Origin of the sequence: Gilliamella sp. Gris3-2, assembly GCF_001690345.1 — a bacterium.
Classification (GTDB): Bacteria; Pseudomonadota; Gammaproteobacteria; order Enterobacterales; family Orbaceae; genus Gilliamella; species Gilliamella bombi.
The window spans coordinates 11,812-33,862 of record NZ_LZHB01000005.1 but is presented as its reverse complement, the minus strand read 5'-3'; the positions used below and the strand labels follow the sequence as shown (position 1 = coordinate 33,862).

General features: G+C 34.7%; 20 protein-coding genes, 2 tRNA genes and 2 pseudogenes. 17 read left to right on the top strand and 7 right to left on the bottom strand.

All coding sequences use genetic code 11. The features are described 5' to 3' along the window. Positions 1 to 233 precede the first annotated feature (233 nt). From A9G32_RS13510 to asd, 5 genes and pseudogenes are all read left to right on the top strand, one after another. Positions 234 to 486 (top strand): annotated as a pseudogene (locus A9G32_RS13510) (serine dehydratase subunit alpha family protein); the annotation flags it as partial. 22 nt (positions 487 to 508) lie between these two features. Continuing rightward, on the top strand, positions 509 to 718 hold the full coding sequence (locus A9G32_RS01175; protein ID WP_238786468.1) for an L-serine ammonia-lyase, iron-sulfur-dependent, subunit alpha: 210 nt from the start codon (positions 509 to 511) through the stop codon (positions 716 to 718). Positions 719 to 851: 133 nt separating this feature from the next. Further along, positions 852 to 927: transfer RNA gene (locus A9G32_RS01170), tRNA-His, on the top strand. 22 nt (positions 928 to 949) lie between these two features. Beyond that, positions 950 to 1,026 (top strand) — tRNA-Pro (locus tag A9G32_RS01165). A gap of 378 nt (positions 1,027 to 1,404) precedes the next feature. Next, positions 1,405 to 2,508: an aspartate-semialdehyde dehydrogenase gene (gene asd, locus A9G32_RS01160; RefSeq protein WP_065590751.1), complete on the top strand. Its 1,104-nt coding sequence runs from the start codon at positions 1,405 to 1,407 to the stop codon at positions 2,506 to 2,508. Positions 2,509 to 2,558: 50 nt separating this feature from the next. Here asd and A9G32_RS01155 read toward each other — a convergent pair whose 3' ends face one another. Genes A9G32_RS01155 through nagB form a run of 3 tightly spaced genes read right to left on the bottom strand, consistent with a single transcriptional unit; the run spans position 2,559 to position 5,785 of the window. Then, positions 2,559 to 3,788 (bottom strand): ROK family protein, encoded by a 1,230-nt coding sequence (locus A9G32_RS01155; protein WP_065590750.1) that lies wholly within the window; start codon positions 3,786 to 3,788, stop codon positions 2,559 to 2,561. A gap of 36 nt (positions 3,789 to 3,824) precedes the next feature. After that, positions 3,825 to 4,967 carry an N-acetylglucosamine-6-phosphate deacetylase gene (gene nagA, locus A9G32_RS01150; RefSeq protein ID WP_065590749.1) on the bottom strand — a complete coding sequence of 381 codons (1,143 nt, stop codon included), beginning with the start codon at positions 4,965 to 4,967 and terminating at the stop codon, positions 3,825 to 3,827. A gap of 11 nt (positions 4,968 to 4,978) precedes the next feature. Then, positions 4,979 to 5,785 carry a glucosamine-6-phosphate deaminase gene (gene nagB, locus A9G32_RS01145; protein WP_034910836.1) on the bottom strand — a complete coding sequence of 269 codons (807 nt, stop codon included), beginning with the start codon at positions 5,783 to 5,785 and terminating at the stop codon, positions 4,979 to 4,981. A 249-nt stretch (positions 5,786 to 6,034) separates the two neighbouring features. Between nagB and nagE the strand changes: the two genes are divergently transcribed. Then, a complete protein-coding gene (gene nagE / locus A9G32_RS01140) occupies positions 6,035 to 7,564 on the top strand; it encodes an N-acetylglucosamine-specific PTS transporter subunit IIBC (protein WP_065590748.1) in 1,530 nt (509 codons plus the stop codon). A 256-nt stretch (positions 7,565 to 7,820) separates the two neighbouring features. Here nagE and tusC read toward each other — a convergent pair whose 3' ends face one another. The 3 genes from tusC to fkpA are packed head-to-tail and all read right to left on the bottom strand — an operon-like array spanning position 7,821 to position 9,347. After that, complete coding sequence (tusC, locus tag A9G32_RS01135) at positions 7,821 to 8,174, bottom strand: sulfurtransferase complex subunit TusC (protein WP_065590747.1); 354 nt, start codon at positions 8,172 to 8,174, stop codon at positions 7,821 to 7,823. 14 nt (positions 8,175 to 8,188) lie between these two features. Next, on the bottom strand, positions 8,189 to 8,554 hold the full coding sequence (tusD, locus tag A9G32_RS01130) for a sulfurtransferase complex subunit TusD (RefSeq protein ID WP_366941233.1): 366 nt from the start codon (positions 8,552 to 8,554) through the stop codon (positions 8,189 to 8,191). A gap of 4 nt (positions 8,555 to 8,558) precedes the next feature. Beyond that, complete coding sequence (gene fkpA / locus A9G32_RS01125) at positions 8,559 to 9,347, bottom strand: FKBP-type peptidyl-prolyl cis-trans isomerase (protein WP_065590746.1); 789 nt, start codon at positions 9,345 to 9,347, stop codon at positions 8,559 to 8,561. Between the two features lie 228 nt (positions 9,348 to 9,575). Here fkpA and fabZ point away from each other — a divergent pair, with 228 nt between their 5' ends. The 4 genes from fabZ to rnhB are packed head-to-tail and all read left to right on the top strand — an operon-like array spanning position 9,576 to position 12,612. Then, positions 9,576 to 10,022, top strand: a complete 447-nt coding sequence (fabZ, locus tag A9G32_RS01120) for a 3-hydroxyacyl-ACP dehydratase FabZ (RefSeq protein ID WP_034910827.1) — start codon at positions 9,576 to 9,578, stop codon at positions 10,020 to 10,022. A 44-nt stretch (positions 10,023 to 10,066) separates the two neighbouring features. Then, on the top strand, positions 10,067 to 10,846 hold the full coding sequence (gene lpxA / locus A9G32_RS01115; protein WP_065590745.1) for an acyl-ACP--UDP-N-acetylglucosamine O-acyltransferase: 780 nt from the start codon (positions 10,067 to 10,069) through the stop codon (positions 10,844 to 10,846). Beyond that, complete coding sequence (lpxB, locus tag A9G32_RS01110; RefSeq protein WP_065590744.1) at positions 10,846 to 11,988, top strand: lipid-A-disaccharide synthase; 1,143 nt, start codon at positions 10,846 to 10,848, stop codon at positions 11,986 to 11,988. Before lpxA ends, lpxB begins: the two co-directional genes overlap by 1 nt. 33 nt (positions 11,989 to 12,021) lie before the next feature. Next, positions 12,022 to 12,612 carry a ribonuclease HII gene (gene rnhB, locus A9G32_RS01105; RefSeq protein WP_065590743.1) on the top strand — a complete coding sequence of 197 codons (591 nt, stop codon included), beginning with the start codon at positions 12,022 to 12,024 and terminating at the stop codon, positions 12,610 to 12,612. Positions 12,613 to 12,860: 248 nt separating this feature from the next. On the opposite strand, the pseudogene A9G32_RS13505 reads toward rnhB, so the two are convergent. Then, positions 12,861 to 13,318: pseudogene (locus A9G32_RS13505) on the bottom strand (transposase); the annotation flags it as partial. Between the two features lie 159 nt (positions 13,319 to 13,477). On the opposite strand from A9G32_RS13505, the gene recC reads away from it, so the two are divergent. The 7 genes from recC to A9G32_RS01070 all read left to right on the top strand — a co-directional run bounded on the left by recC (position 13,478) and on the right by A9G32_RS01070 (position 21,998). After that, positions 13,478 to 16,699 carry an exodeoxyribonuclease V subunit gamma gene (recC, locus tag A9G32_RS01100; RefSeq protein ID WP_065590742.1) on the top strand — a complete coding sequence of 1,074 codons (3,222 nt, stop codon included), beginning with the start codon at positions 13,478 to 13,480 and terminating at the stop codon, positions 16,697 to 16,699. Positions 16,700 to 16,713: 14 nt separating this feature from the next. Next, a complete protein-coding gene (locus A9G32_RS01095; RefSeq protein ID WP_034910812.1) occupies positions 16,714 to 17,493 on the top strand; it encodes a TatD family hydrolase in 780 nt (259 codons plus the stop codon). A 67-nt stretch (positions 17,494 to 17,560) separates the two neighbouring features. Then, positions 17,561 to 18,526 (top strand): ketopantoate/pantoate/pantothenate transporter PanS, encoded by a 966-nt coding sequence (panS, locus tag A9G32_RS01090; protein WP_065590741.1) that lies wholly within the window; start codon positions 17,561 to 17,563, stop codon positions 18,524 to 18,526. Positions 18,527 to 18,654: 128 nt separating this feature from the next. Continuing rightward, entirely contained in the window at positions 18,655 to 20,058 is a 1,404-nt protein-coding gene (locus A9G32_RS01085; RefSeq protein WP_065590740.1) for a DHA2 family efflux MFS transporter permease subunit, read from the top strand. Between the two features lie 4 nt (positions 20,059 to 20,062). Then, positions 20,063 to 20,695 carry an MBL fold metallo-hydrolase gene (locus A9G32_RS01080; protein WP_065561679.1) on the top strand — a complete coding sequence of 211 codons (633 nt, stop codon included), beginning with the start codon at positions 20,063 to 20,065 and terminating at the stop codon, positions 20,693 to 20,695. A gap of 156 nt (positions 20,696 to 20,851) precedes the next feature. Next, the gene (locus A9G32_RS01075) at positions 20,852 to 21,439 is read left to right on the top strand and encodes a biotin transporter BioY (RefSeq protein WP_051634174.1); all 588 of its coding nucleotides are present in this window, start codon (positions 20,852 to 20,854) and stop codon (positions 21,437 to 21,439) included. Continuing rightward, a complete protein-coding gene (locus A9G32_RS01070; protein ID WP_065590739.1) occupies positions 21,423 to 21,998 on the top strand; it encodes a YiiX/YebB-like N1pC/P60 family cysteine hydrolase in 576 nt (191 codons plus the stop codon). Before A9G32_RS01075 ends, A9G32_RS01070 begins: the two co-directional genes overlap by 17 nt. Positions 21,999 to 22,051: the final 53 nt, after the last annotated feature.

The following is a 22,051-nucleotide window of genomic DNA, read 5'->3' as shown; positions in this document are numbered from 1 at the left end:
TTAAACTATTCCTGATTATTTAATTCACTATTAAATAATGTAAAAAGGTTTAAGACATAACTATATGTATTAATATATTTTTTCACAATAACCACCATAACCATTATGCTACTTTCTAATGGTTATAAGTAGGTATTATTCAAATCTTAATTAAGATAGACTAAAATAGTCAGTTTACTTAACACTAAATGTTCCATCATTTAACATTACTAAAGTTAATATGGAGATAAAAAATAGAACAACAAGTAATCTGGCAACAATTAATTCAATTGGTAAAACATGATGTTTTACCTGCAGTTGGTTGTACAGAGCCCATATCTTTAGCTTTGGTTGCAGCTATTGCGATGCAACATAGTAGCAACAAACATTGAAAAAATTGATGCTTATGTTTCGCCTAATTTAATAAAAAATGGTAAGGTGGTAACTGTGCCAGGTACTGGTATGGTTGGATTACCTGTTGCTGCTGCCATTGGCGCAATCGGTGGTTGGGTATTATGAGCCTATTGATATGGCTATTTGTAGTATGATTCGTGATTTATCTGGTATTATTTGTGATGGTGCTTCAAGCAGTTGCGTAATGAAAGTATCAACTTCAGTGTCTTCTGGATTTAAAGCAGTATTAATGGCATTAAGCCAAATTAGAGTGATAGATAAAGAAGGAAGGAATTGTTTTTTGATAGCGTGGAAACATCAATCAATAATCTTGGTACCATTGTAGTCAAAGCATGAATATTTGCTTTATGATAAAATATTAGGCTTTTAGCGATTTTAATATAAGCAATCAGCATATTTTTAAAAAAATTACTGGACAATGTTATTTTTTATGCGTAATATTTCGTCCTGATTCTATGGTGGCTATAGCTCAGTTGGTAGAGCCCTGGATTGTGATTCCAGTTGTCGTGGGTTCGAATCCCATTAGCCACCCCATTTTATTAAATAGAAAAGCTAACGGCGAGTAGCGCAGCTTGGTAGCGCAACTGGTTTGGGACCAGTGGGTCGGAGGTTCGAATCCTCTCTCGCCGACCATTTTTAAATAAAAAGCTCGTTCATTTAGTTGAGATTTTTTGTTTCAAAATAGACTATTTTTTTCATCTGTTTGTTCCAATATGCACAACGAAGTGATCCAACTAAGAAGAAAGTGTTGAGAACATATAACTTATTATAAATAAGTTGACTAATAATCCAATTATTTCAAAAAATAAAATACTGATTATTAATCATTGTGTTATGATAATTTGTTTTTCCGTTCGTTATTGTGGTTGTTTTGTCTTTTTAATATATAACGGCATGTTATTATATTCCTACCTACAAAAATTATTCTTATCTTACTTGTTTTATGGTGATATTTTGTTTTAATAGATAAAAATATCTCTTTATATAACCTCTATTTATTGGGAATAAATTATGAAAAATGTTGGTTTTGTAGGATGGCGTGGAATGGTGGGTTCTGTTCTTATGCAACGTATGGTTGAAGAACATGATTTTGATTATATCAATCCTGTATTCTTTTCTACTTCTCAAGCAGGTCAAGCAGCTCCTATCTTCGGTGGTAAAACAGGTACATTACAAAGTGCAGATAATATTGATGCATTAAGGGCATTAGATATTGTTGTGACTTGCCAAGGTGGGGATTATACCTCTGAAATTTACTCTAAACTACGTGCAACTGGCTGGCAAGGTTATTGGATTGATGCAGCATCGACTTTACGCATGGCAGATGACGCAATTATCGTGCTTGATCCAGTCAACAAAGCTAATATTGATACTGCGTTAGATAAAGGCATTAAAACCTTTGTAGGCGGTAATTGTACTGTGAGTTTAATGTTAATGTCTCTTGGTGGTTTATTTGCTGAAAACCTTATTGATTGGATTTCCGTTTCAACTTATCAAGCTGCTTCTGGTGGTGGCGCACGTCATATGCGTGAATTGCTCACCCAAATGGGGATGCTAAATGCTGAGGTGGCAAAAGAGTTACAAGATCCCCATTCTTCTATTTTAGATATTGAGAGAAAAGTGACCCAAAAAATGCGTGATGGTAGTTTACCAACTGATAATTTCGGTGTGCCATTAGCAGGAAGTTTAATTCCTTGGATCGATAAAGCGCTAGATAATGGACAAAGTAAAGAAGAGTGGAAAGGGCAAGCCGAAACCAATAAAATTTTAGGTACCAATCAAGTTATTCCGGTTGATGGGCTTTGTATTCGTATTGGAGCACTACGTTGTCATAGCCAAGCTTTTACCATTAAATTGAAAAAAGATATCAGCGTTCCTGAAATTGAAAAACTGCTTGCAGTTCATAATGATTGGGTAAAAGTCGTGCCGAATGATCGTGATCTTTCGATGCGTGAACTTACCCCTGCAGCAGTAACAGGCACTTTAACAACACCTGTTGGGCGCTTACGTAAATTGAATATGGGCAAAGATTACCTTTCAGCTTTTACTGTTGGTGACCAATTATTATGGGGGGCGGCTGAACCATTACGTAGAATGTTATGCATTTTGGCCTAATTAAAAATAAAATATAAAAAACCGATTTATCGGTTTTTTATAACAATAGATTATGGTTCTTTATCATTCAACAATGCCACTAATAGTGATCCATTAAATAAAGCTTGCTGCACTAATGCAAATGCGCCAATTGCTGAGCTATCGTTAAGGGAAGAACAAGTGATAGTCAGGTTTTTCCGTAATCCCTCTAAACTTTGAGCATTTAATGCACTATTAACAGCAGTTAATAGTATTTCGGGCGACTTGGTAAGTTCTCCTGCTAACACAATTCGTTGAGGGTTAAAGATGTTAACCATAATTGCAACTGCTCTACCAAGATTTTCACCTGCATCCTTAACTAACTTAATAGCTAGTTCATCGCCTTGATTAGCATACTGACAGATATGATATATATCACAGTTTTCTAATGTTAACTTTGATGCATAACCTTGCTCAATCATCTGTTTAGCTCGGTATTCAATTGCTTTATTTACAACTCGGTTTTCCAAGCAGCCGAAGTTACCACAATGGCAACGTTCACCTAATGTATCTACTTGAATGTGCCCAACTTCACAAGCGCTTTGATTGTGGTTTGTAAGCAACTGTTGATTAACGATAACACCAGAGCCTACCCCGCGATGTACACGGATTAAAATAGAATCATCGACATGTTGTGTTGAACCAAAATAACTTTCAGCTAATGCTAGACTTTGAATATCATTTCCTACAAAAATAGATACATTGAATTCCTTTTGCAGTATCTCGCCTAAAGCCCATTCTTCTACTTGAATATGTGGGGTGTATCGGACAATGCCATTAACTGAGTCAATCAAGCCTGGGAGTATAATAGATATTGCAACTAAATATTTTATTTTTTTGCTGTTTACCTGAATAAATTCTTTAATCAATGCAATTAGATATTCTTGAACTTGTTGTTGAGTAAAATTGATAAGTGAGCATCTTTTTGATGTAAGGCATTTAGCCCCTAAATCAAAAAGCTCTATTGTGACGTGGGATCGACTTAATTGTACGGCAATTGCTTGGTAATGTCCAAACTTAGCTTCGATTGAAACTGCAGGTCGCCCCCCCGTTGATTGTTGTGCATCAACTTCTTTAATTAATTTTTTTTTAAGAAGTTGACGGGTTATTTTGGTAATGCTTGCAGGAGCTAATTGGCTGATTTCGGCCAATTGAATACGAGAAACAGGTGCTTGCTGAACAATCAAACGGTAAATCATTGCATAATTTAGCTGTTTGATTAATTCAGCGTTGCCAACTAAGTTCAGATAATTAAATTTCATATATTACTCAATATTTTTCATTAACTATCTGATATTCTAGCGACTCACTTCTCCATTAACAACAGTTTTGATTATTGTAAAGTCACGATTAAATACAACAAGGTTTGCAATTTTACCCTCACTAATACTACCAAGATCTTTATCCACACCGATTGCTTTGGCAGGATATAGCGTTGCCATTCTTAACGCTTCATCTAGTGCAATACCGACATATTCAACTGTGTTTTTTACGGCTTCAATCATGGTTAATGATGAACCACCCAATGTGCCATTTTCATCAACACAGCGACCATCTTTATAATAAATGGTTTTACCTGCAAATACTCCCGACTCTAAATTAGAAGCGGCAAGTAGCATAGCGTCAGTAACTAAAATTAAATGATCTTGTTTTATTTTGTGACTATTGCGAATATTTGCCCAACTAACATGTTGACCATCAGCAATGATACCAACATAAACTTCTGGTTCATCATAAATTGCGCCAACTACACCAGGCTCTCGCCCTGAAATATAAGGCATAGCATTAAATAGATGCGTTCCTAAACGAATGCCATCATTAAAGCCACGACGGCAGTCATCATAATGACCATTTGAATGACCAACCGAAACATGAATGCCTGCATTAACCAATTGCTTGATGAAATGGCTTTCAACTCTTTCTGGCGCTAAGGTAATGATTTTAATTACATCAGCATTTTCGCAAAGGAAATTAATCATTTCTTTTGACGGCTGTCGAATAATATTTTCGTCATGAATTCCTTTTTTTTCAGGGCTGATATAAGGTCCTTCAAGATGCAATCCAAGTGCTTGATTAGGATGCGTAGCTAAGTATTCACGCATCACTTCAACTGCCTTTATCATAAATTCATCAGTTGATGTAATTAATGTAGGCAAATAGCTAGTACAGCCAGAAATAAGATTTGTGGCCTGCATGGCTTCTAATGTTTCAACGCTCAGTGCATCAAACGTTTCATTAAATTGCACACCACCACAACCATTAACTTGGATATCAATAAATCCAGGTGCAACAAGTGCACCTTGTAAATTTTCAATTTTGATATCTGTAGGTAATTCGTTTTGTTTACAGACTTTTGTAATTTTATCTCCATCAATAATAACAGCGTGGTTATCAAGGATCTCATAGCCTGTATAAAAACGGCAATTTGTTAATGCATACATTGAATTATCCTTTATAAAACGGTCACTTTAAGATTATCAGCTTCCATTTGTTTAAAATATTTTAGTGTTTTCACTTTAAGATCATCAGTACTTGGTTCATCACAAACAATAATTGATGCAGGATGCATTTGTAGTGCAGTGACAGTCCAAAGGTGATTAACAGATCCTTCAACACCAGCTTGTAATGCTAAACTTTTGTTATGACCACAAACTAATAAAATAACTTCCTGTGCATCCATTAAAGTTGCAACACCAATGGTTAACGCATGTTTTGGTACTTGATTCACATCATTATCAAAAAAGCGAGAATTAGCAATGCGTGTATCTTCAGTTAATGTTTTGATGCGTGTACGTGAACAAAGTGAAGATCCTGGTTCATTAAAAGCGATATGTCCATCTTGACCTACCCCCCCAACAAAGATATTAATTTTGCCGTAAGCTTTGATCTTGGCTTCATATTGACGGCACTCTTGATCAATATCTGGCGCATTACCATTTAATATATGGATATTGTTTTTATCAATATCAATATGATTGAAAAAATTTTCGTACATAAATGTGTGGTAGCTTTGTGGATGCTCTTCTGGAATACCAACATATTCATCCATATTAAAGGTTACAACATGTTTAAAGCTGACGTTACCTGCTTTATATTGTTTAATCAATTGTTGATACATAACTAATGGTGAACTACCTGTTGGCAGCCCCAATAAAAATGGACGATCTGCGGTAGGTTTAAACTCATTAATTTTATTAACAATGCGCTGTGCAACCCAGGCACCGACTTCTTGTGCATTTTCTAAGGGAATAAGTCTCATGTGCTGTTACCTCTTGTGATATCATTATAAACTTTTTTCTTGAAATAAAATATGTTGTCTTTATTTTACTATATTAAACTAATTAATCAAAAAAAATGGTGATTTAAATCACAAAAAAAGAATAATTAATTTGCGAAGTAAAATAAATAATATAGAGTGGAATAATAATACTTAATTATCATCACTTAAAGATGTAAAATTTTATTACTTTTTATTATATACCCCTAATAACTATATGAGGTTAAACTTATGGGAATTTTAGCTTATATGCAACGTATCGGGCGTTCATTGATGGTACCTGTGGCAGTTCTACCAGCTGCTGCAATACTACTGGGGATTGGTCAATGGGTTAGTCATATAGGGTGGATTAGTCATGTAAATTTGTTTGGACTTATGGAATGGGATGCTAGTATTGTTGCTAAATTTTTAGTGACATCTGGTAGTGCGATTCTAAGTAATATGCCAATACTTTTTGCTATTGGTGTTGCTTATGGAATGTCTAAAGATAAAGATGGTGCTGCAGCACTTTCTGGTTTAGTGGGCTTTTTAATTATAACTACCTTATTATCACCAAAATCGATTGCTTTCTTTCAGGGAATAGATACAGAGACCGTTAAAGATTGGCAAAAACTAGTACCACCAGCATTTAATAGTATCAATAACCAATTTATTGGTATTCTTGTTGGTATTATTGCAGCTGAACTTTATAATCGCTTTAGTCAGGTTGAATTACATAAGGCGCTATCTTTCTTTAGTGGAAAAAGATTGGTACCAATTGTTGTTTCAGTTGTCATGCTGTTAGTTTCAGCTGTTTTATATTTTATTTGGCCAACTATTTATGATGCGCTAGTTGCTTTTGGTAAATATATTAAAGAATTAGGATCTTTGGGTGCTGGCATTTATGGATTCTTTAACCGCTTACTTATTCCTGTTGGTTTACATCATGCTTTAAATTCAGTATTTTGGTTTGATGTGGCTGGAATTAACGATATCCCTTATTTCTTAGGCGGACAAACTTCTATTGATGCAGGTAATGCTGTTATAGGTATTACAGGTCGTTACCAAGCTGGATTCTTCCCTGTTATGATGTTTGGTTTGCCTGGTGCAGCATTAGCTATGTACCATACGGCTAAAAAAGGCAATAAAGATAAAACTGCATCAATCATGTTTGCAGCCTCTATTGCTGCATTTTTTACTGGTATTACTGAACCACTAGAATTTGCTTTTATGTTTGTTGCTCCTGTACTTTATTTTTTACATGCGGTTTTAGCGGGCATCTCACTTTATATTGCAGCAGCAATGCAATGGATATGTGGGTTTGGTTTTAGCGCAGGTTTAATTGATATGGTACTTCAATCTGGTAATCCGCTTGCGGTCCATTGGTATATGTTAATCCTTCAAGGTCTAGCATTCTTTGTGGTCTACTATGTGGTATTCCGTTTTGTAATTGTGAAATTCAACCTTAAAACCCCAGGCCGTGAAGATGAAGATACGACTGTTTCGTCAACTGAAAGTACCCAGAAAAAACAAGTCATTGGGGATACATCTAAACTTGCTGAACAATATCTAGCGGTTGTTGGTGGGAAAGAAAACCTTACTAACATTGACTCTTGTATTACACGTTTGCGTTTAGGTGTAAATGATTCAGAATTGGTTGATGAACAAGCAGCTAAAGCACTTGGCGCGATGGCTGTGATTAAACTCGGTAAAACAGGTGTGCAAATTATTGTAGGCACTCAGGCCGAAAAAATTGCCGATGAGATGAAAAAACTTGTTTAGTCAATTAGTATAAAATAAGAACCAAATTAAATAAAACTAATATAACAATCCACTCTATTTAAATAAGCAAAAAATAGAGTGGTTTATTTATTTGATTTAACTTTACAGATTCCTTTGCTTTATTTATAAACGCTCCAGTATATTTTTCATTAAAAACAAACAAATAAAAATTCCAATAAAATCAATACCTTTCCTGACCGATTTTTTTAGATATAAGCTTGTTATTGTGGTATAAAGTTTTGCTTTCAATATAAAATTAGAATCGCAAAATCACATCTTTAGTTGTTAATAGTTGATTTAATAACTGGGTATTAATGACTTTACTCGGGATGTTTCTACTTATTTGGATTAAGTTTCTTGATTTAAGTGAGGATTCACAGGCATATACATCATCAATATCATAAAGTTCAAGCATGTTTAATGTTGCAATATAATCTCGCATTAGAATGCGATCAGGTTGTTGATTTGGTAATAAGTGAAAAACACCATCATCAATAAAAAAAACAGAAATGTGGTTAATGACTGATATGGCCAATGCTATATCAAGAGCTTCTCGGCCTTTGGCATTTCCGTGAGGTGGTGAGCTAATAATAATTGCTAATTTTTTCATCTCAGTATCTTAAGTTAAAACTGAATAGTTCGATCTGTTGTTGCAATTGATTCGCTTAGTTCTCCAAGGCCCGTTAAATGAAAATAATCTGCGAGATTATTTTTAATAACGCCACGCCTCTGAGCGGCAGCAACACAAACAGTTAAAGTTAAAGGGTATGTTTTTGCTAATTCCTGCCATGCAGAGATTAAATCAAATTCATCATTAGCGGGATCAGTATAACTGTTGCCATTATAAACACCATCAGCATAAAAAAAGATATTTTTAATGGTATGGGGAGTCTGTGACAGTAAAACTTGTGCAAATTGATATGCACAATAAGCAGATTGGGTCCCATAAGCAGGACCCATAACAACAAGAGTATAACTCAATGAATCAATCAAGTTAGTTAACTTGTTGTTCTTGATTTTGAGCTGGCTCTTGATTTTTATCATTTTTATCCCCATCAATGCCAAGCAATTCAACTTCAAAAATTAAAGTTGATGCAGGTTGGATTCCAGCTTTACCTTCTTGACCTGGAAGACTTTGGTCATCATAAGCTAAATCAGGTGGTACAACAAGTTTGATTTTTCCACCAATTCCGATCAACTGAATTCCTTCTGTCCAACCTTTGATAACAGCATTTAGTGGAAATGTTGCTGGTTCACCTCGATCATAAGAACTATCGAATTTACGTCCGTCAGTTAAAGTTCCTGTATAATGAACAATAACTGTATCTTGAGCTGTTGGATGACGATCAGAACCTTCTTGAATGATTTGATAAAGTAACCCTGATTTTGTTTGTTTTACTCCATCTTGTTTAGCAAATTCTGCACGGAATTTCTCACCAGATGCTGTATTTTCAGTTTTTTCTTTTTCAAAACGCTCTTTGCTTTCTTTTTGGATTCTTTTACCAAATTCATCTAAGATGGTTTTCACTTCATCTTTTGAAAGTTGAGAGGCATCTCGGAAAGTTTCATTAAAGCCACTGATTAAATATTCTTGGTCTGGTTTAATTTCATTTTGTTCTAAATTTGACTTCATGTATGTTGCAAATGATGAACCTAATGCATATGCTTCTTTTTGTGCATTAGTTGAAATTGTTACTTTATTTGATGAATTTTTCTCATCACAACCAGCTAATGTTAATACAATTACGCTGCTTACTAACGTCATTTTAATCAATGATTTCATTCTACTTCTCCAGATTATAAACTTTTTGGGTAATTATCTTAGTTATTATATCTGATTTGATATAAGATAATAAGGGGTTACAAATCATTTATTTTATAAATTTATAGTAATCCATTGATAATATATTAAGGAAAGCATCTTTTGCAATTTAAATCATCCTTGAGTGAAAGTGGTATCCTCAGTTATAATGTTAAAAATTTATAGTAATAATGTATAAGGATAGCTATTTTGACTACCGAACTTAATACCCTTGATGTTGAAGAAATCATCAGCCTGTTACCTCATCGTTATCCGTTTTTAATGGTTGATAGAGTTCTTAGTTACGAGAAAGGTAAAACACTAAAAGCGATAAAAAATGTTACTGTGAATGAGCCATTTTTTCAGGGGCACTTTCCAAATAAACCCATTTTCCCTGGTGTTTTGATTTTAGAAGCAATGGCTCAAGCGACTGGGATATTGGCTTTCAAAAGTATTGAAGAGCTATCACCAGGTCAACTTTATTATTTTGCTTCCATTGATAAAGCACGTTTTAAACGCCCTGTAGTACCAGGAGATCAGCTTATGCTCGATGTTGAATATATTAAAGAACGTCGTGGTATTGCATTATTCCATGGTGTTGCAACTGTCGATGGTAAGTTAGTTTGTGAAGCTGAAATGATGTGTGCCCGTAAATAATCGTTTTTTAGCATTTCCCCCAAAAACAGTATTAAGGAATAATTATGGCAATGGAGATACATCCAAGCTCAGTGATTGAAAAGGGAGCAAAAATTGGCGATAACGTCAGAATTGGTCCGTTTTGCTTTATTGGTGAGAATGTTGAAATTGGTGACGGTACTTTTTTAAAATCACACGTTGTTATCAATGGTCACACAAAAATTGGTAAAGATAACCAAATCTATCAATTTGTTTCGATTGGTGAGGTAAACCAAGATTTAAAATATCGTGGAGAGCCAACACGCACTGAAATTGGCGATCGTAATATGATTCGTGAAAGCGTAACTATTCACCGTGGCACTATTCAAGGTGGTGAATTAACGCGAATTGGTAGTGATAATTTATTGATGATTAATGCACATGTTGCTCACGATTGTCATATTGGTGATCATTGTATTTTAGCAAATAATGCCACTTTAGGTGGGCATGTTCAATTAGATGATTATGTAATTATTGGCGGAATGACAGCCGTTCATCAATTTTGTGTGATCGGATCACATGTTATGGTTGGTGGTTGTTCAGGTGTTGCTCAGGATGTTCCACCTTATGTTATTGCCCAAGGTAATCATGCAACACCTCATGGCGTAAATTATGAAGGCTTAAAACGTAGAGGGTTTAGCAAAGATGCTTTGCAGGCGATTCGCAATAGTTATAAAATCCTTTATCGAAATGGCTTATCGTTTGAAGAGGCAAAAGTTGAAATTGAAACCATTGCCAAGCAACACTCTGAAATCCAATTGTTTATTGACTTTTTTGCCCGTTCAACGCGTGGCATCATCCGTTAATGGCTAATGAAACAGTAGTCATTGCATTAGTCGCAGGAGAAGCCTCGGGCGATATTCTTGGCGCAGGATTGATTCGTGCGCTAAAAAATTACCATTCTAATATTGAATTTGTAGGTATAGCGGGTCCGAAAATGCAAGCCGAAGGCTGTAAAGCTTGGTACGAAATGGATGAATTATCGGTCATGGGAATTGTTGAAGTATTGGGTCGATTACGCCGTATTTTATCTATTCGCCGAGATATCACTAAACGCCTAGTTAAACTCAAACCCGATATATTTATTGGTGTTGATGCTCCCGATTTTAATCTTTCCCTAGAAGGAAAATTAAAGCAAGCTGGCATTAAAACGATTCATTATGTTAGTCCATCTGTTTGGGCTTGGAAGCAAAAACGCGTTTTCAAAATTAAGCGTAATACTAATCTTATTTTAGCCTTTTTACCTTTTGAAAAAGTCTTTTATGATAAGTTTGATGTTCCTTGTCGCTTTATTGGGCATAAGATGGCGGATGATATTCCTTTAAATCCAGATCAAACAACTATGCGTCAACAATTAGGTGTTCCCTTAAATAGCCTTTGTTTATCATTATTACCAGGTAGCCGTCATGCTGAAGTGACATTATTATCAGCACCTTTTTTAAAAGCAGCAAAGCTATTGCGAAAGCGTTATCCTAATATACATATTCTAGTGCCTTTAGTTAATGCTAAAAGACAAAAAGAATTTGAACAAATCAAAGCTCAAGTTGCACCAGAACTTAAAATACAGTTACTACATGGTCAAGCCCGTGAAGCGATGATTGCAAGTAATGCAGCAATCTTAGCATCGGGGACTGTGGCATTAGAATGTATGTTAGCTAAGTGTCCAATGGTAGTTGGGTACAAAATGAAAGCATTCACTTTTTGGTTAGCTAAAAAATTAATTAAAACGCCTTATGTGTCTTTACCTAATATTTTAGCCGGTAAAGAGATTGTACCTGAATTGTTGCAACAAGATTGCACACCAGAAAATATCGCCAACTGTATTATCCCTTTTTTAGAAGGGGATAATTCAGTATTGAAAGACACCTTTCTATCTTTGCATAAACAAATCCGTTGTAATGCTGATGAACAAGCTGCACAAGCTGTATTGGATGTTTTAAATAAATGATATCCTAATGATAATGTTAGAGGATTTACCTTGTTGTTAGAATTTACTTACCCCGATGCTACATTAATTGCTGGTGTCGACGAAGTTGGACGAGGTCCACTTTGTGGCGATGTTGTTACGGCTGCAGTTATTTTAGATCCTAACAAGCCCATTAAAGGCTTAACTGATTCTAAAAAACTAACCAAAAAAAAACGAGAACATCTATTTGATATTATCAAACAAGATGCTTTAGCTTGGAGTGTTGCAAGAGCATCTGTGGACGAAATTGATAAATTAAATATATTACATGCTTCCATGCTTGCTATGCAGCGAGCTGTATCTAAATTACCTATTAACCCCGATTTTGTATTAGTTGACGGCAATCGTTGCCCCGATTTTGGTATACAAACACAAGCTGTAGTTAAAGGCGATTTATTAGTGCCAGAAATCAGTGCTGCGTCTATTTTAGCTAAAGTTACACGCGATCGTGAAATGGTTGAGCTTGATAAATTATATCCACAGTATGGACTTGCTAAACACAAAGGTTATCCAACTAAAGCGCATTTAGCTGCAATAAAGGAACATGGTATTAATCATTTATACCGTAAAAGTTTTGGACCAGTTAAGAGTTTAACATTATTTTAATTCACCATTGTTTATCAAGCGTTGTCAGCAATTGTGAGTTAAAAATAGAAACTGGTAAAATGACCATTTCTTGATAAGGAATTTTGTTTCCATTTCACGGCAGACGATGAAAGATTAAAATCTTTGATGGTTTGTAATTGGCCAATTTTCAATTTAAGTGCCTTATCATAAATTATTTTCCAAACTAATTGCTTTAATTTAGCAATTTCGCTATTAGGGTCTGTTGATCTTTTGTGTTCATATATTAATCAATAATACATTGGTAGCCACATAAGTATAAATGCCAGCAATAACATGCAGGCATAATTGCTTTCTAATTTATCATATCTTTTTGATATTGAACGATACTGCTTAATTATGTCAAACGTATTTTTAATTAAATGGCGATATTTATACATATATCAATCCATGCTATTAACAGAAAGGTGGATTTTAGTTGAGTTTCCTCCATAGTTTTTTCCTATCTGTTCTTAATGCTGAGTTGGTGAATTTTGAGCTATGTTGATGCGCTCACATAATAGAATCATCGAGGAAAGCCCATTCGAGATTAGCTATACTTAATAATTTTTTGATAATATATTAATATGCCTTTTCTAGACCATAAATTAAAACGTCTATAGACTGTATTCCATTAACCAAATATAGTTGATTAATTTCGCCAAGGAATACCCGTTCTCATTCGGAATCGTATTCCTTCAAATGTCATTATGCCATTTAAAAAATTACCATCAAAGATAACCTCCCCATTCATTATTACTCGTTAATGGCTATCTTACTTATAAAATTGATACTAGAATAGCAACTAGATTTATTAATAACGATCAGCGATAATCTTAACCCAATCTTACTAATAATTAGTGTTGTTATGTTTACCATTTATCATTCAAATCAAGTCGATTTACTCAAAACATTATTAAGTGAATTGATGCGCAGGCAACCATTAGATGATGTATTTATACCTGATGTTGTTATGGTGCAAAGTCAAGGCATGGCACAATGGTTGCAAATTGCGTTAGCGGATGAACTTGGTATCGTGGCTAATGTTGATTTTCTTTTTCCAACTCAGTTTATTTGGCAACTTTATCAAGTCTTGTTACCAGAGGCGCCAATTGAAAATAGCTTCAATGTTGAATCAATGAGTTGGCGTTTGTATTATTTGTTACCTCAAGTTATTAAACAACCTGAGTTTAGCGCGCTTAAACATTATCTTGATATTGATAAGCAAGATAAAAAACGGTATCAGCTTGCAACGCGTATTGCACGATTATTTGACCAATATTTAGTTTACCGTCCAGATTGGCTAGCAAAATGGGAGGCAAACCAGACTGTTGCCGAATTGAAGCATCATTCTGATGAAAGGTGGCAAGCGGAGTTGTGGCGAAAACTAATATCAATTAGCCAACCTTATCATCGAGCTAATATTTATCAACAAATGCTTGAAATGTTATTAAATAATAACTTTGAACGTTCACGTTTAGATGCGTTACCTAACCGTATTTTTATATTTGGTATTACTTCTCTTCCTCCTATTTATCTTTCGCTACTTTCAGCACTTGGCCAACATATTGATGTCCATTTAATGTTTAATAATCCGTGTAAATGGTATTGGGGCGATATTGCTGAAAAACAGTTGTCAGATATATTAAATACACCCGATAAAATACCCAATCCTCTGTTAACCTCATGGGGAAAACTTGGGCGTGATAATCTATTTTTGTTACAAGAATTTAATAATAAGCAAGATATTGAAGCGTTTGCCGATCAGGATCGTTCTTGTCTATTACATGCTATTCAGCAAGATATTTTAGAACTGTATCAAACCGATTTTGATAATAAAACTTTTGCCGTAACAGATAAGTCGATTTCGTTTCATGCCTGCCATAGTGAACAACGTGAAGTTGAGGTATTGTATGACTACCTGCTATCGGTTTTTGATGCCGATCCTACGCTGGAGTTGCGCGATTGCATAGTTATGGTATCAGATATTGATAAGTATGTTCCTTATATTCGAGCCGTCTTTGGTAATGCTGTTGAAAAGCGCTATTTACCTTTTACTATTTCAGATCAAAAAGCACGAAATATCGATCCTATCGTTCAAGGCTTTTTTGCCATTTTAAATTTTCCAAATAGTCGATTTACAGCAGAAGAACTATTTAATTTACTTGAAATCCCTGCTATTGCCGAAAAATTCGCTATTAACGAATCTCAATTAACCTTGTTGCGAACTTGGATTGTTGAGTCAGGCATTCGTTTTGGACTTGATAGTGCACATAGTTGGTTATTTGGGCTTGAGCGGTTATTACTCGGTTACACGATGAACAGTGAACAAGGCGGTTGGCAACAAATATTACCTTATGATGGTGCAACAGGTTTAGATGCCGAATTAATAGGCCAATTAGCCGAATTTATTAAAGTTGTAAGTAAGTGGTTTGCTATCTTAAATGAAGAAAAACCGCTAATTAATTGGCAACCTTGTTGCCTTGAATTAATCAATGACTTTTTTGTAAGTAATGTTCAACGTGAATCCATTTTATTGATGATCGAAGAAGAATGGCAAGAACTGATTAATAGTGGATTATCGGCTTGTTATACAGATAATATTTCTATCACTATTCTACATGATGCTATGCAATCACGCTTAGAGCAAAATCATTTAGCGCATCGTTTTTTAGTTGGTAAGATAAATTTTTGTACCATGATGCCAATGCGTTCTATTCCATTTAAAGTTGTTTGTTTACTTGGTATGAATGACGGCGATTATCCAAGAACGTCTCTTCCACTTGATTTTGATTTAATCGCACAACATCCAAGACGAGGGGATCGTAGCCGTCGTACAGATGATCGTTACCTTTTTTTAGAAGCAATTTTATCTGCGCAAAAACAGTTGTATATCAGTTATATTGGTCGCGATATGAAAGATAATAGTGAACGTTATCCTTCTATACTTGTTGATGAGTTTTGGGAATATATTGGCCAATATTATGGCAAGGCTAAAAATGATACAGATGGCACTACGAATAGCACTACAAATAGCTTAGATTTTTTACATGTAAACCATACACGCACACCGTTTAACCCCCAAAATTTTTTACAAGAACCCAAAAGCTATGCCGATGAGTGGTTACCTGCAGCATTGCAACAGGGTGAAAGTCAGTTATTTATTAGTAAAATACCAATTATTAGTGTAGATAATATTAATCTCGATGAATTAAAACGATTTTACCAGCACTCTATTAGGCTATTTTTACAGAAACGGTTTAATTTTTATATAAATTATCTGGATGATACCTTACCAGATGCTGAAAACTTTAATCTTGATAGCTTAAAGCGCTATCAATTAAACTTACAGATTTTAAATGAATTAATTGCCAATAGATCGCAACAATCAGATGATTTCTATCAACGATTAGCGTTAACAGGTGACTTACCAGATGGTGCGTTTGGTGAAATTATTTATGATAATCAACTTGAATCACTGCAACCTTTGGCCAATAAAGTTGACCAAGAACGTTTAGTTATGACAACGCAAGAAGTTAATTTAACCATTTCATCTAATGATCAACATTACCAATTACAAGGTTGGTTAACTCACATTCAAGATGATGGTATATTGACATGGCGACCGTCAAAGCTTTCGATTCGCGATGGTATTTCGTTGTGGATTGATCATTTGATTTATTGCATTTTAAATCCTGATAAAATTGATAGTCAAAGTCGTATGTATGGTCGGGACGATAATGAATGGCGATTTTCACATTTAAATGCAGATCTGTCCTTAACTATATTAACTAATTTAGTTGAAGGCTATTTGCAGGGGATCAATGAACCATTATTAATGCCATTAAAAAGTTCGTGGAGTTGGTTAATTACAGCTTATGATAAAAAAACAGGTCAGATTATCGCTAGTGAAAGAGCTATCAATCAACTTTTAAATTCATGGCAAGGCGGATTTAACCAATCCGCCGAGTGTGACAGTTATTATACTCGTCTTTATCCTGAGTTAACCGATACACTGATTGAACAAATTATATTTACTGCTGAGCGATTTTTATTGCCAATTTTATTACATCAAACAACGGCAGAATAAGAGGCATTAGCATTATGTTTATTGATACACATTGTCATTTTGATTTTCCACCTTTTAGTGATTTTCTTGCTGATTCAATAAATAAGATTCGCCAAGCGAATATCGTTGGGTTAATTATACCCGCAGTTAGTGCTAACTATTTTGATGCTGTTTTACAACTTACGAATAAATACCATGAACTTTATGCCGCTTTGGGGTTGCATCCTATCTATCAACATACTATGGCTGATTTAGAACTATTAACCAATATTGTTAAAACAAAACCTAAAAAATTAGTTGCCATTGGTGAAATCGGGCTCGATCGCTACGATTTAAGTATCGATTGGCAACAACAATTATTATTTTTTAGGTCGCAATTAACAATTGCCAAACAGTTTGATTTGCCCGTTTTAATACATTCACGCAAAGCGCACGATATTATGTACCGTGAATTACACAAGGCCAACTTATCTTGTTGTGGCGTAATACATGGTTTTTCAGGTAGTTATCAACAAGCCATGCAATTTGTTAAGCTGGGTTATTATATTGGTGTAGGTGGCGTAATTAGTTATGAACGTGCGAATAAAACTCGCAATACAATTGCTCAATTACCACTTAGCAGCCTAGTACTTGAAACAGATGCGCCCGACATGCCATTAAGTGGGCGTCAAGGTCAAGCAAATCGCCCTGAATATATCACTGAGGTTTTTAAAATATTGACACAATTACGCACTGAATCACCAGAACACATACTTAACACAATTTTAACAAATACCTTGACGCTATTTAGTGGAATCAATAGAATAAAAATTTAACAAGCAACTAAAATAAATTTACTATTATTATGAAGTTATTTTAGTAAACCAACGACAGTAGGTTTATATGGCTAGACAATTGAATCAACTATTTGCTCAATCTATTTCTTCCCTCACCCGATTATTTCCTTTGTGGGCAGTTTTGTGTGCGGTTATGGCCTATTTTTCTCCTGATACTTTTACACCTATACGTCCCTATACATCACAATTACTCATGTTTGTGATGTTCACCATGGGAGTTACATTAAGTATTGATGATTTTAAACGTGTAGTCACCAAACCTAAAGCGGTGGTTATTTGTACTTTGTTACATTATATTGTTATGCCGTTAACTGCTCTAATTTTATCAAAACTGTTTACAATGAGACCAGAACTATTGGTTGGCATGGTGTTAGTTGGAAGCGTAGCTAGCGGAACAGCATCAAATGTGATGATTTATCTTGCCAAAGGTGATGTTGCATTGTCTGTTACAATTTCATCTGTTTCGACACTTGTGGGGGTAGTTATAACACCACTGATAACACTACTATTAGTTGGAACAACAGTTGAAGTCCCTGTTTGGGGAATGCTTGTACATATTGTACAGATTGTACTAATACCGATTATATTAGGATTAATTGTTCACCATTTCTTAAATGCTATTGTTAAAAAATGTGAGCAATTTTTACCAATTTTATCAATGATTTGTATTTTATTAATTATTTGTATTGTAGTAGCAGGTAGCCATACTCAAATTGGCCAAGTGGGGGGCACTGTTATCTTTGCAGTTGTGATTCATAATGCGTTAGGATTGCTTGGTGGTTACTGGGGAGGACGTTTATTTGGTTTTGATGAATCAACCTGCAGAACCATGTCACTTGAAGTAGGAATGCAAAACTCTGCCCTTGCAGCTACTTTAGGCACTACCTACTTTTCAGCTTTATCAGCTCTACCTGCTGCAGTATTTTCTGTTTGGCACAATATTTCAGGTTCATTACTGGCTGGTTATTGGCAAGGTAAACCAGTAAAGAATAAGAAAAAATCCAATCATTAACAAATAATATTGTAAAATAGCATTCATCAGCTCTCTTTCTTAATCAACTCTAAGTAAGAGAGCTTAATTTTCTGAGCTTATATCCAACCGCTCCACTAGCATTTAAATTAATTTTAGGCCAAATTAAAATGAATAGCGAATTACAGTTATCACCGTTTGTCTATCGCATATTACCGTGGATTGCGGCGTTTGCATTCTTTATGCAATCACTTGATACCTCGATATTAAATACAGCCCTCCCCACTATGGCTAACGACCTCAATGAGTCCCCATTAAATATGCAATCAGCCGTGATAAGTTATGCTTTGACCCTTGCATTATTTATTCCTGTTAGTGGTTTTTTATCAGATAAATTTGGCACTAGAAATATTTTTGTCATGGCCGTTTCACTATTCACACTGGGTTCATTACTTTGCGCTTTATCTAATTCATTAATTTTTTTAGATATATCACGAGTGATCCAAGGTGTTGGTGGCTCGATGATGGTGCCTATATCACGTTTAGTATTGATAAAATCTTTTAAGCGTAGTGATTTTTTAGCTGCGTTAAATACAGCCACGATTCCTGGATTAATTGGTCCCGTTTTAGGACCAGTATTGGGAGGATATCTAGTTGATATGGTAAGTTGGCACTGGGTGTTTTTTATTAATTTACCCATTGGTATTTTAGGTATAATAATTAGTTGGAAATACATGCCTAACTTAAAAGGCCAACACATGCCTTTTGATCTATTAGGCTTTATATTTATTGTTATTAGCTTTATTAGCGCCACTTTGAGTGTAGAGATTTTAAACCAAAATCAGACATATTATTGTCCATTACTACTTGCGACAATTAGTCTACTTTTTTTATTTATTTATCGTGAATATGCAAAAAAGAAACAAACTCCATTATTCCCACTATCGCTATTTAAAATCCGTACGTTCAAAATAGGAATTATCGGAAATTTAATTTGCCGATTAGGTATATCAGGAGTGCCTTTTCTTATTCCACTATTATTACAAGTGGGATTTGGTTATTCAGCTATTTTTGCCGGCATTATGTTGATGCCAATGGCCATTGCTTCAATTTGTACTCGAATCTTTATTCCACGTATTTTAGCACGTTTAGGTTACCGTTTCGTACTAGTTACTAATACAATTTTAGCTGGCATAATGATTATTTTAATGTCCGTATTAAATTTATCGACACCACTTATTCTTATCAGTTTATTGCTATTTTGTATCGGTGGAATCAACTCCATGCAATACACGGCCATGAATAGCATAACCTTAGCTAATCTAGAAAACGACAATACAAGTAGTGGCAATAGCTTAATGGCAGTAAATCAACAATTAGCAATTAGTTTTGGTACCGGATTGGGTGCTGTTTTATTACGCTTAATTAGCACCACAACAAGTACTATTCACTCATTTCAGTTAACATTTGTTATACTTGGTATGATTACCGTTTTATCAAGCATTATTTTTGCACAATTAAAAAAAGAAGACGGACAAAATCTAACCAATCATCAGCAAGAAATAAGGAGATAAATCTATGTTCCAGTACCAAATCATCCCAGTTACAGCTTTCCAAGAAAATTGTAGCATCATTTGGTGCGATCAAACCATGGAAGGTGCATTTATTGATCCCGGAGGTGAACCCGAACTGCTTATAAAAGCGGTTGAAAAGCTAGGCGTTAATATTAAGCAGATTTTATTAACCCATGGACATTTGGATCATGTCGGTGCTGCAACTATATTGGCTAAACATTATGATGTGAAGATTATTGGACCAAGCCAAGAAGATGAATTTCTATTAACAAGTTTACCACAACAAAGTACACAATTCGGTTTTCCTTATACTGATAGCTTTTTGCCTGATCGTTGGTTAAAAGAAGGTGAGCAGATTCAAGTTGGTAATATTAGCCTTGATGTACTTTTTTGCCCGGGTCACACTCCGGGACATATTGTTTTTATTAACCATTTGGATAAGCTGGCTTTTGTCGGCGATGTATTATTTAAAAGTAGTATAGGAAGAACTGATTTTCCACGAGGCAACCATGCCGATTTAATTTCATCAATCACTAATAAATTATTACCACTTGGGGATGACTTTATTTTTGTACCAGGCCACGGACCTATGTCTAGTTTTGGTCATGAACGAGTTAGTAATCCTTACTTAGTTTAAGTAACAAATTATTTTAATTATCACACTCTTTATTTTAGAGTGTGATAAAAATATCCTATATCCCACTCCAATGTAAACAAATTAAAAACAAAAAAGTTTACAACAATAATAATTGCGCTATTATAGTTCTACTATTTATATAAAAGGTAGAAAATAATGAAACTTCAACCGACTTCGTATTATCCAACATTTATCACTACACTTGTAAATTTATCTTCTTGGCAACGTAAATTATTAACCACAACAAGTGCAGCATTACTTTTAGGATTAGCCGCTAACATTAGTATTCCAACTTACCCTGTTCCATTTACATTACAATCATTGGCTGTATTGTTAATTGGTGCTTTTTTAGGTCGTAAACTAGGTGCATTAGCAATAATCCAATACCTTATTTTAGGTGCAATTGGGTTACCGCTATTTGCCAATGGCAGTGGTGGAATTATGGCGTTAGCATCACCATCTTCAGGTTACTTATATGGCTATGTATTTAGTGCCTATTTAGCAGGGTTTGCAGCAGAAAGAGGTTATGATCGTCACTTTATTTTAGGTTTAATTGCATTCGCTTGTGCGCATCAATTGTTATTTGTATTTGGCGTTGTCTATTTAATGGGCTATTTACACATCACGCTAATTGATGCTTTAAAAGTGGGTTATCTGCCATTTGTTGGTGTGGATGCGCTTAAATTTATTATTGCAACTTGTGTAATGTTTTCGCTATGGCGCTATCGTGCTAAAAAACAATAATATCCAATGTGGAGATATTATCTTCCAAAGCCTAAAAAAAAATAATGCTTTTAATGGCGCTGTAAGCCTTTCAGGTGCATTGTCAAAGATAGATGAAATAGCCAAAAGTATTAATCATGTTGGCTTATATATTGGAAATAATACCGTTATTGAAGCAACGCAAAACTATGGCGTGATTGAACAATCGTTTACTAATTTTATTTGTGCAGCTAAGCACAATATCATTGGTAGAATCCATGATTTAGTTGTTATTCAAAATGCATTAAGACGGGTAAAGAAATGCTTGGGTTCACCTTACAATCACAGCTTTCATCCCAATGCAGATGGGTTTTATTGCAGTGAACTAATTACTTATGCCTTTAAAACTGAGCAAGGTAATGATTATTTCGCATTATATCCAATGAATTTTAAAGATTTAGCGACAAATGAGATTTTATCTTATTGGGTTGATTATTATCGCGATCTAAATCAGATTATTCCACAACATGAACTAGGATCGCACCCACAGCAATTACTTAGACAGCGCCATTTATTCAAGACAATCCTAACACTTGAATGATAATAAAAGGAGGAAATTTTACACAAAAAAACATTTAAAATAATTTAACTATT

Bases quoted from the DNA above. Each gene is read 5' to 3' on its own strand.
- lpxB (WP_065590744.1), top strand. From the start codon at position 10,846: ATGGCTAATGAAACAGTAGTCATTGCATTAGTCGCAGGAGAAGCCTCG.
- A9G32_RS01075 (WP_051634174.1), top strand. From the start codon at position 20,852: ATGAAACTTCAACCGACTTCGTATTATCCAACATTTATCACTACACTT.
- nagE (WP_065590748.1), top strand. From the start codon at position 6,035: ATGGGAATTTTAGCTTATATGCAACGTATCGGGCGTTCATTGATGGTA.
- A9G32_RS01085 (WP_065590740.1), top strand. From the start codon at position 18,655: ATGAATAGCGAATTACAGTTATCACCGTTTGTCTATCGCATATTACCG.
- A9G32_RS01095 (WP_034910812.1), top strand. From the start codon at position 16,714: ATGTTTATTGATACACATTGTCATTTTGATTTTCCACCTTTTAGTGAT.
- nagB (WP_034910836.1), bottom strand. From the start codon at position 5,785: ATGAGACTTATTCCCTTAGAAAATGCACAAGAAGTCGGTGCCTGGGTT.
- asd (WP_065590751.1), top strand. From the start codon at position 1,405: ATGAAAAATGTTGGTTTTGTAGGATGGCGTGGAATGGTGGGTTCTGTT.
- A9G32_RS01175 (WP_238786468.1), top strand. From the start codon at position 509: ATGGCTATTTGTAGTATGATTCGTGATTTATCTGGTATTATTTGTGAT.
- recC (WP_065590742.1), top strand. From the start codon at position 13,478: ATGTTTACCATTTATCATTCAAATCAAGTCGATTTACTCAAAACATTA.
- fkpA (WP_065590746.1), bottom strand. From the start codon at position 9,347: ATGAAATCATTGATTAAAATGACGTTAGTAAGCAGCGTAATTGTATTA.
- lpxA (WP_065590745.1), top strand. From the start codon at position 10,067: ATGGCAATGGAGATACATCCAAGCTCAGTGATTGAAAAGGGAGCAAAA.
- A9G32_RS01080 (WP_065561679.1), top strand. From the start codon at position 20,063: ATGTTCCAGTACCAAATCATCCCAGTTACAGCTTTCCAAGAAAATTGT.
- panS (WP_065590741.1), top strand. From the start codon at position 17,561: ATGGCTAGACAATTGAATCAACTATTTGCTCAATCTATTTCTTCCCTC.
- nagA (WP_065590749.1), bottom strand. From the start codon at position 4,967: ATGTATGCATTAACAAATTGCCGTTTTTATACAGGCTATGAGATCCTT.
- A9G32_RS01155 (WP_065590750.1), bottom strand. From the start codon at position 3,788: ATGAAATTTAATTATCTGAACTTAGTTGGCAACGCTGAATTAATCAAA.
- tusC (WP_065590747.1), bottom strand. From the start codon at position 8,174: ATGAAAAAATTAGCAATTATTATTAGCTCACCACCTCACGGAAATGCC.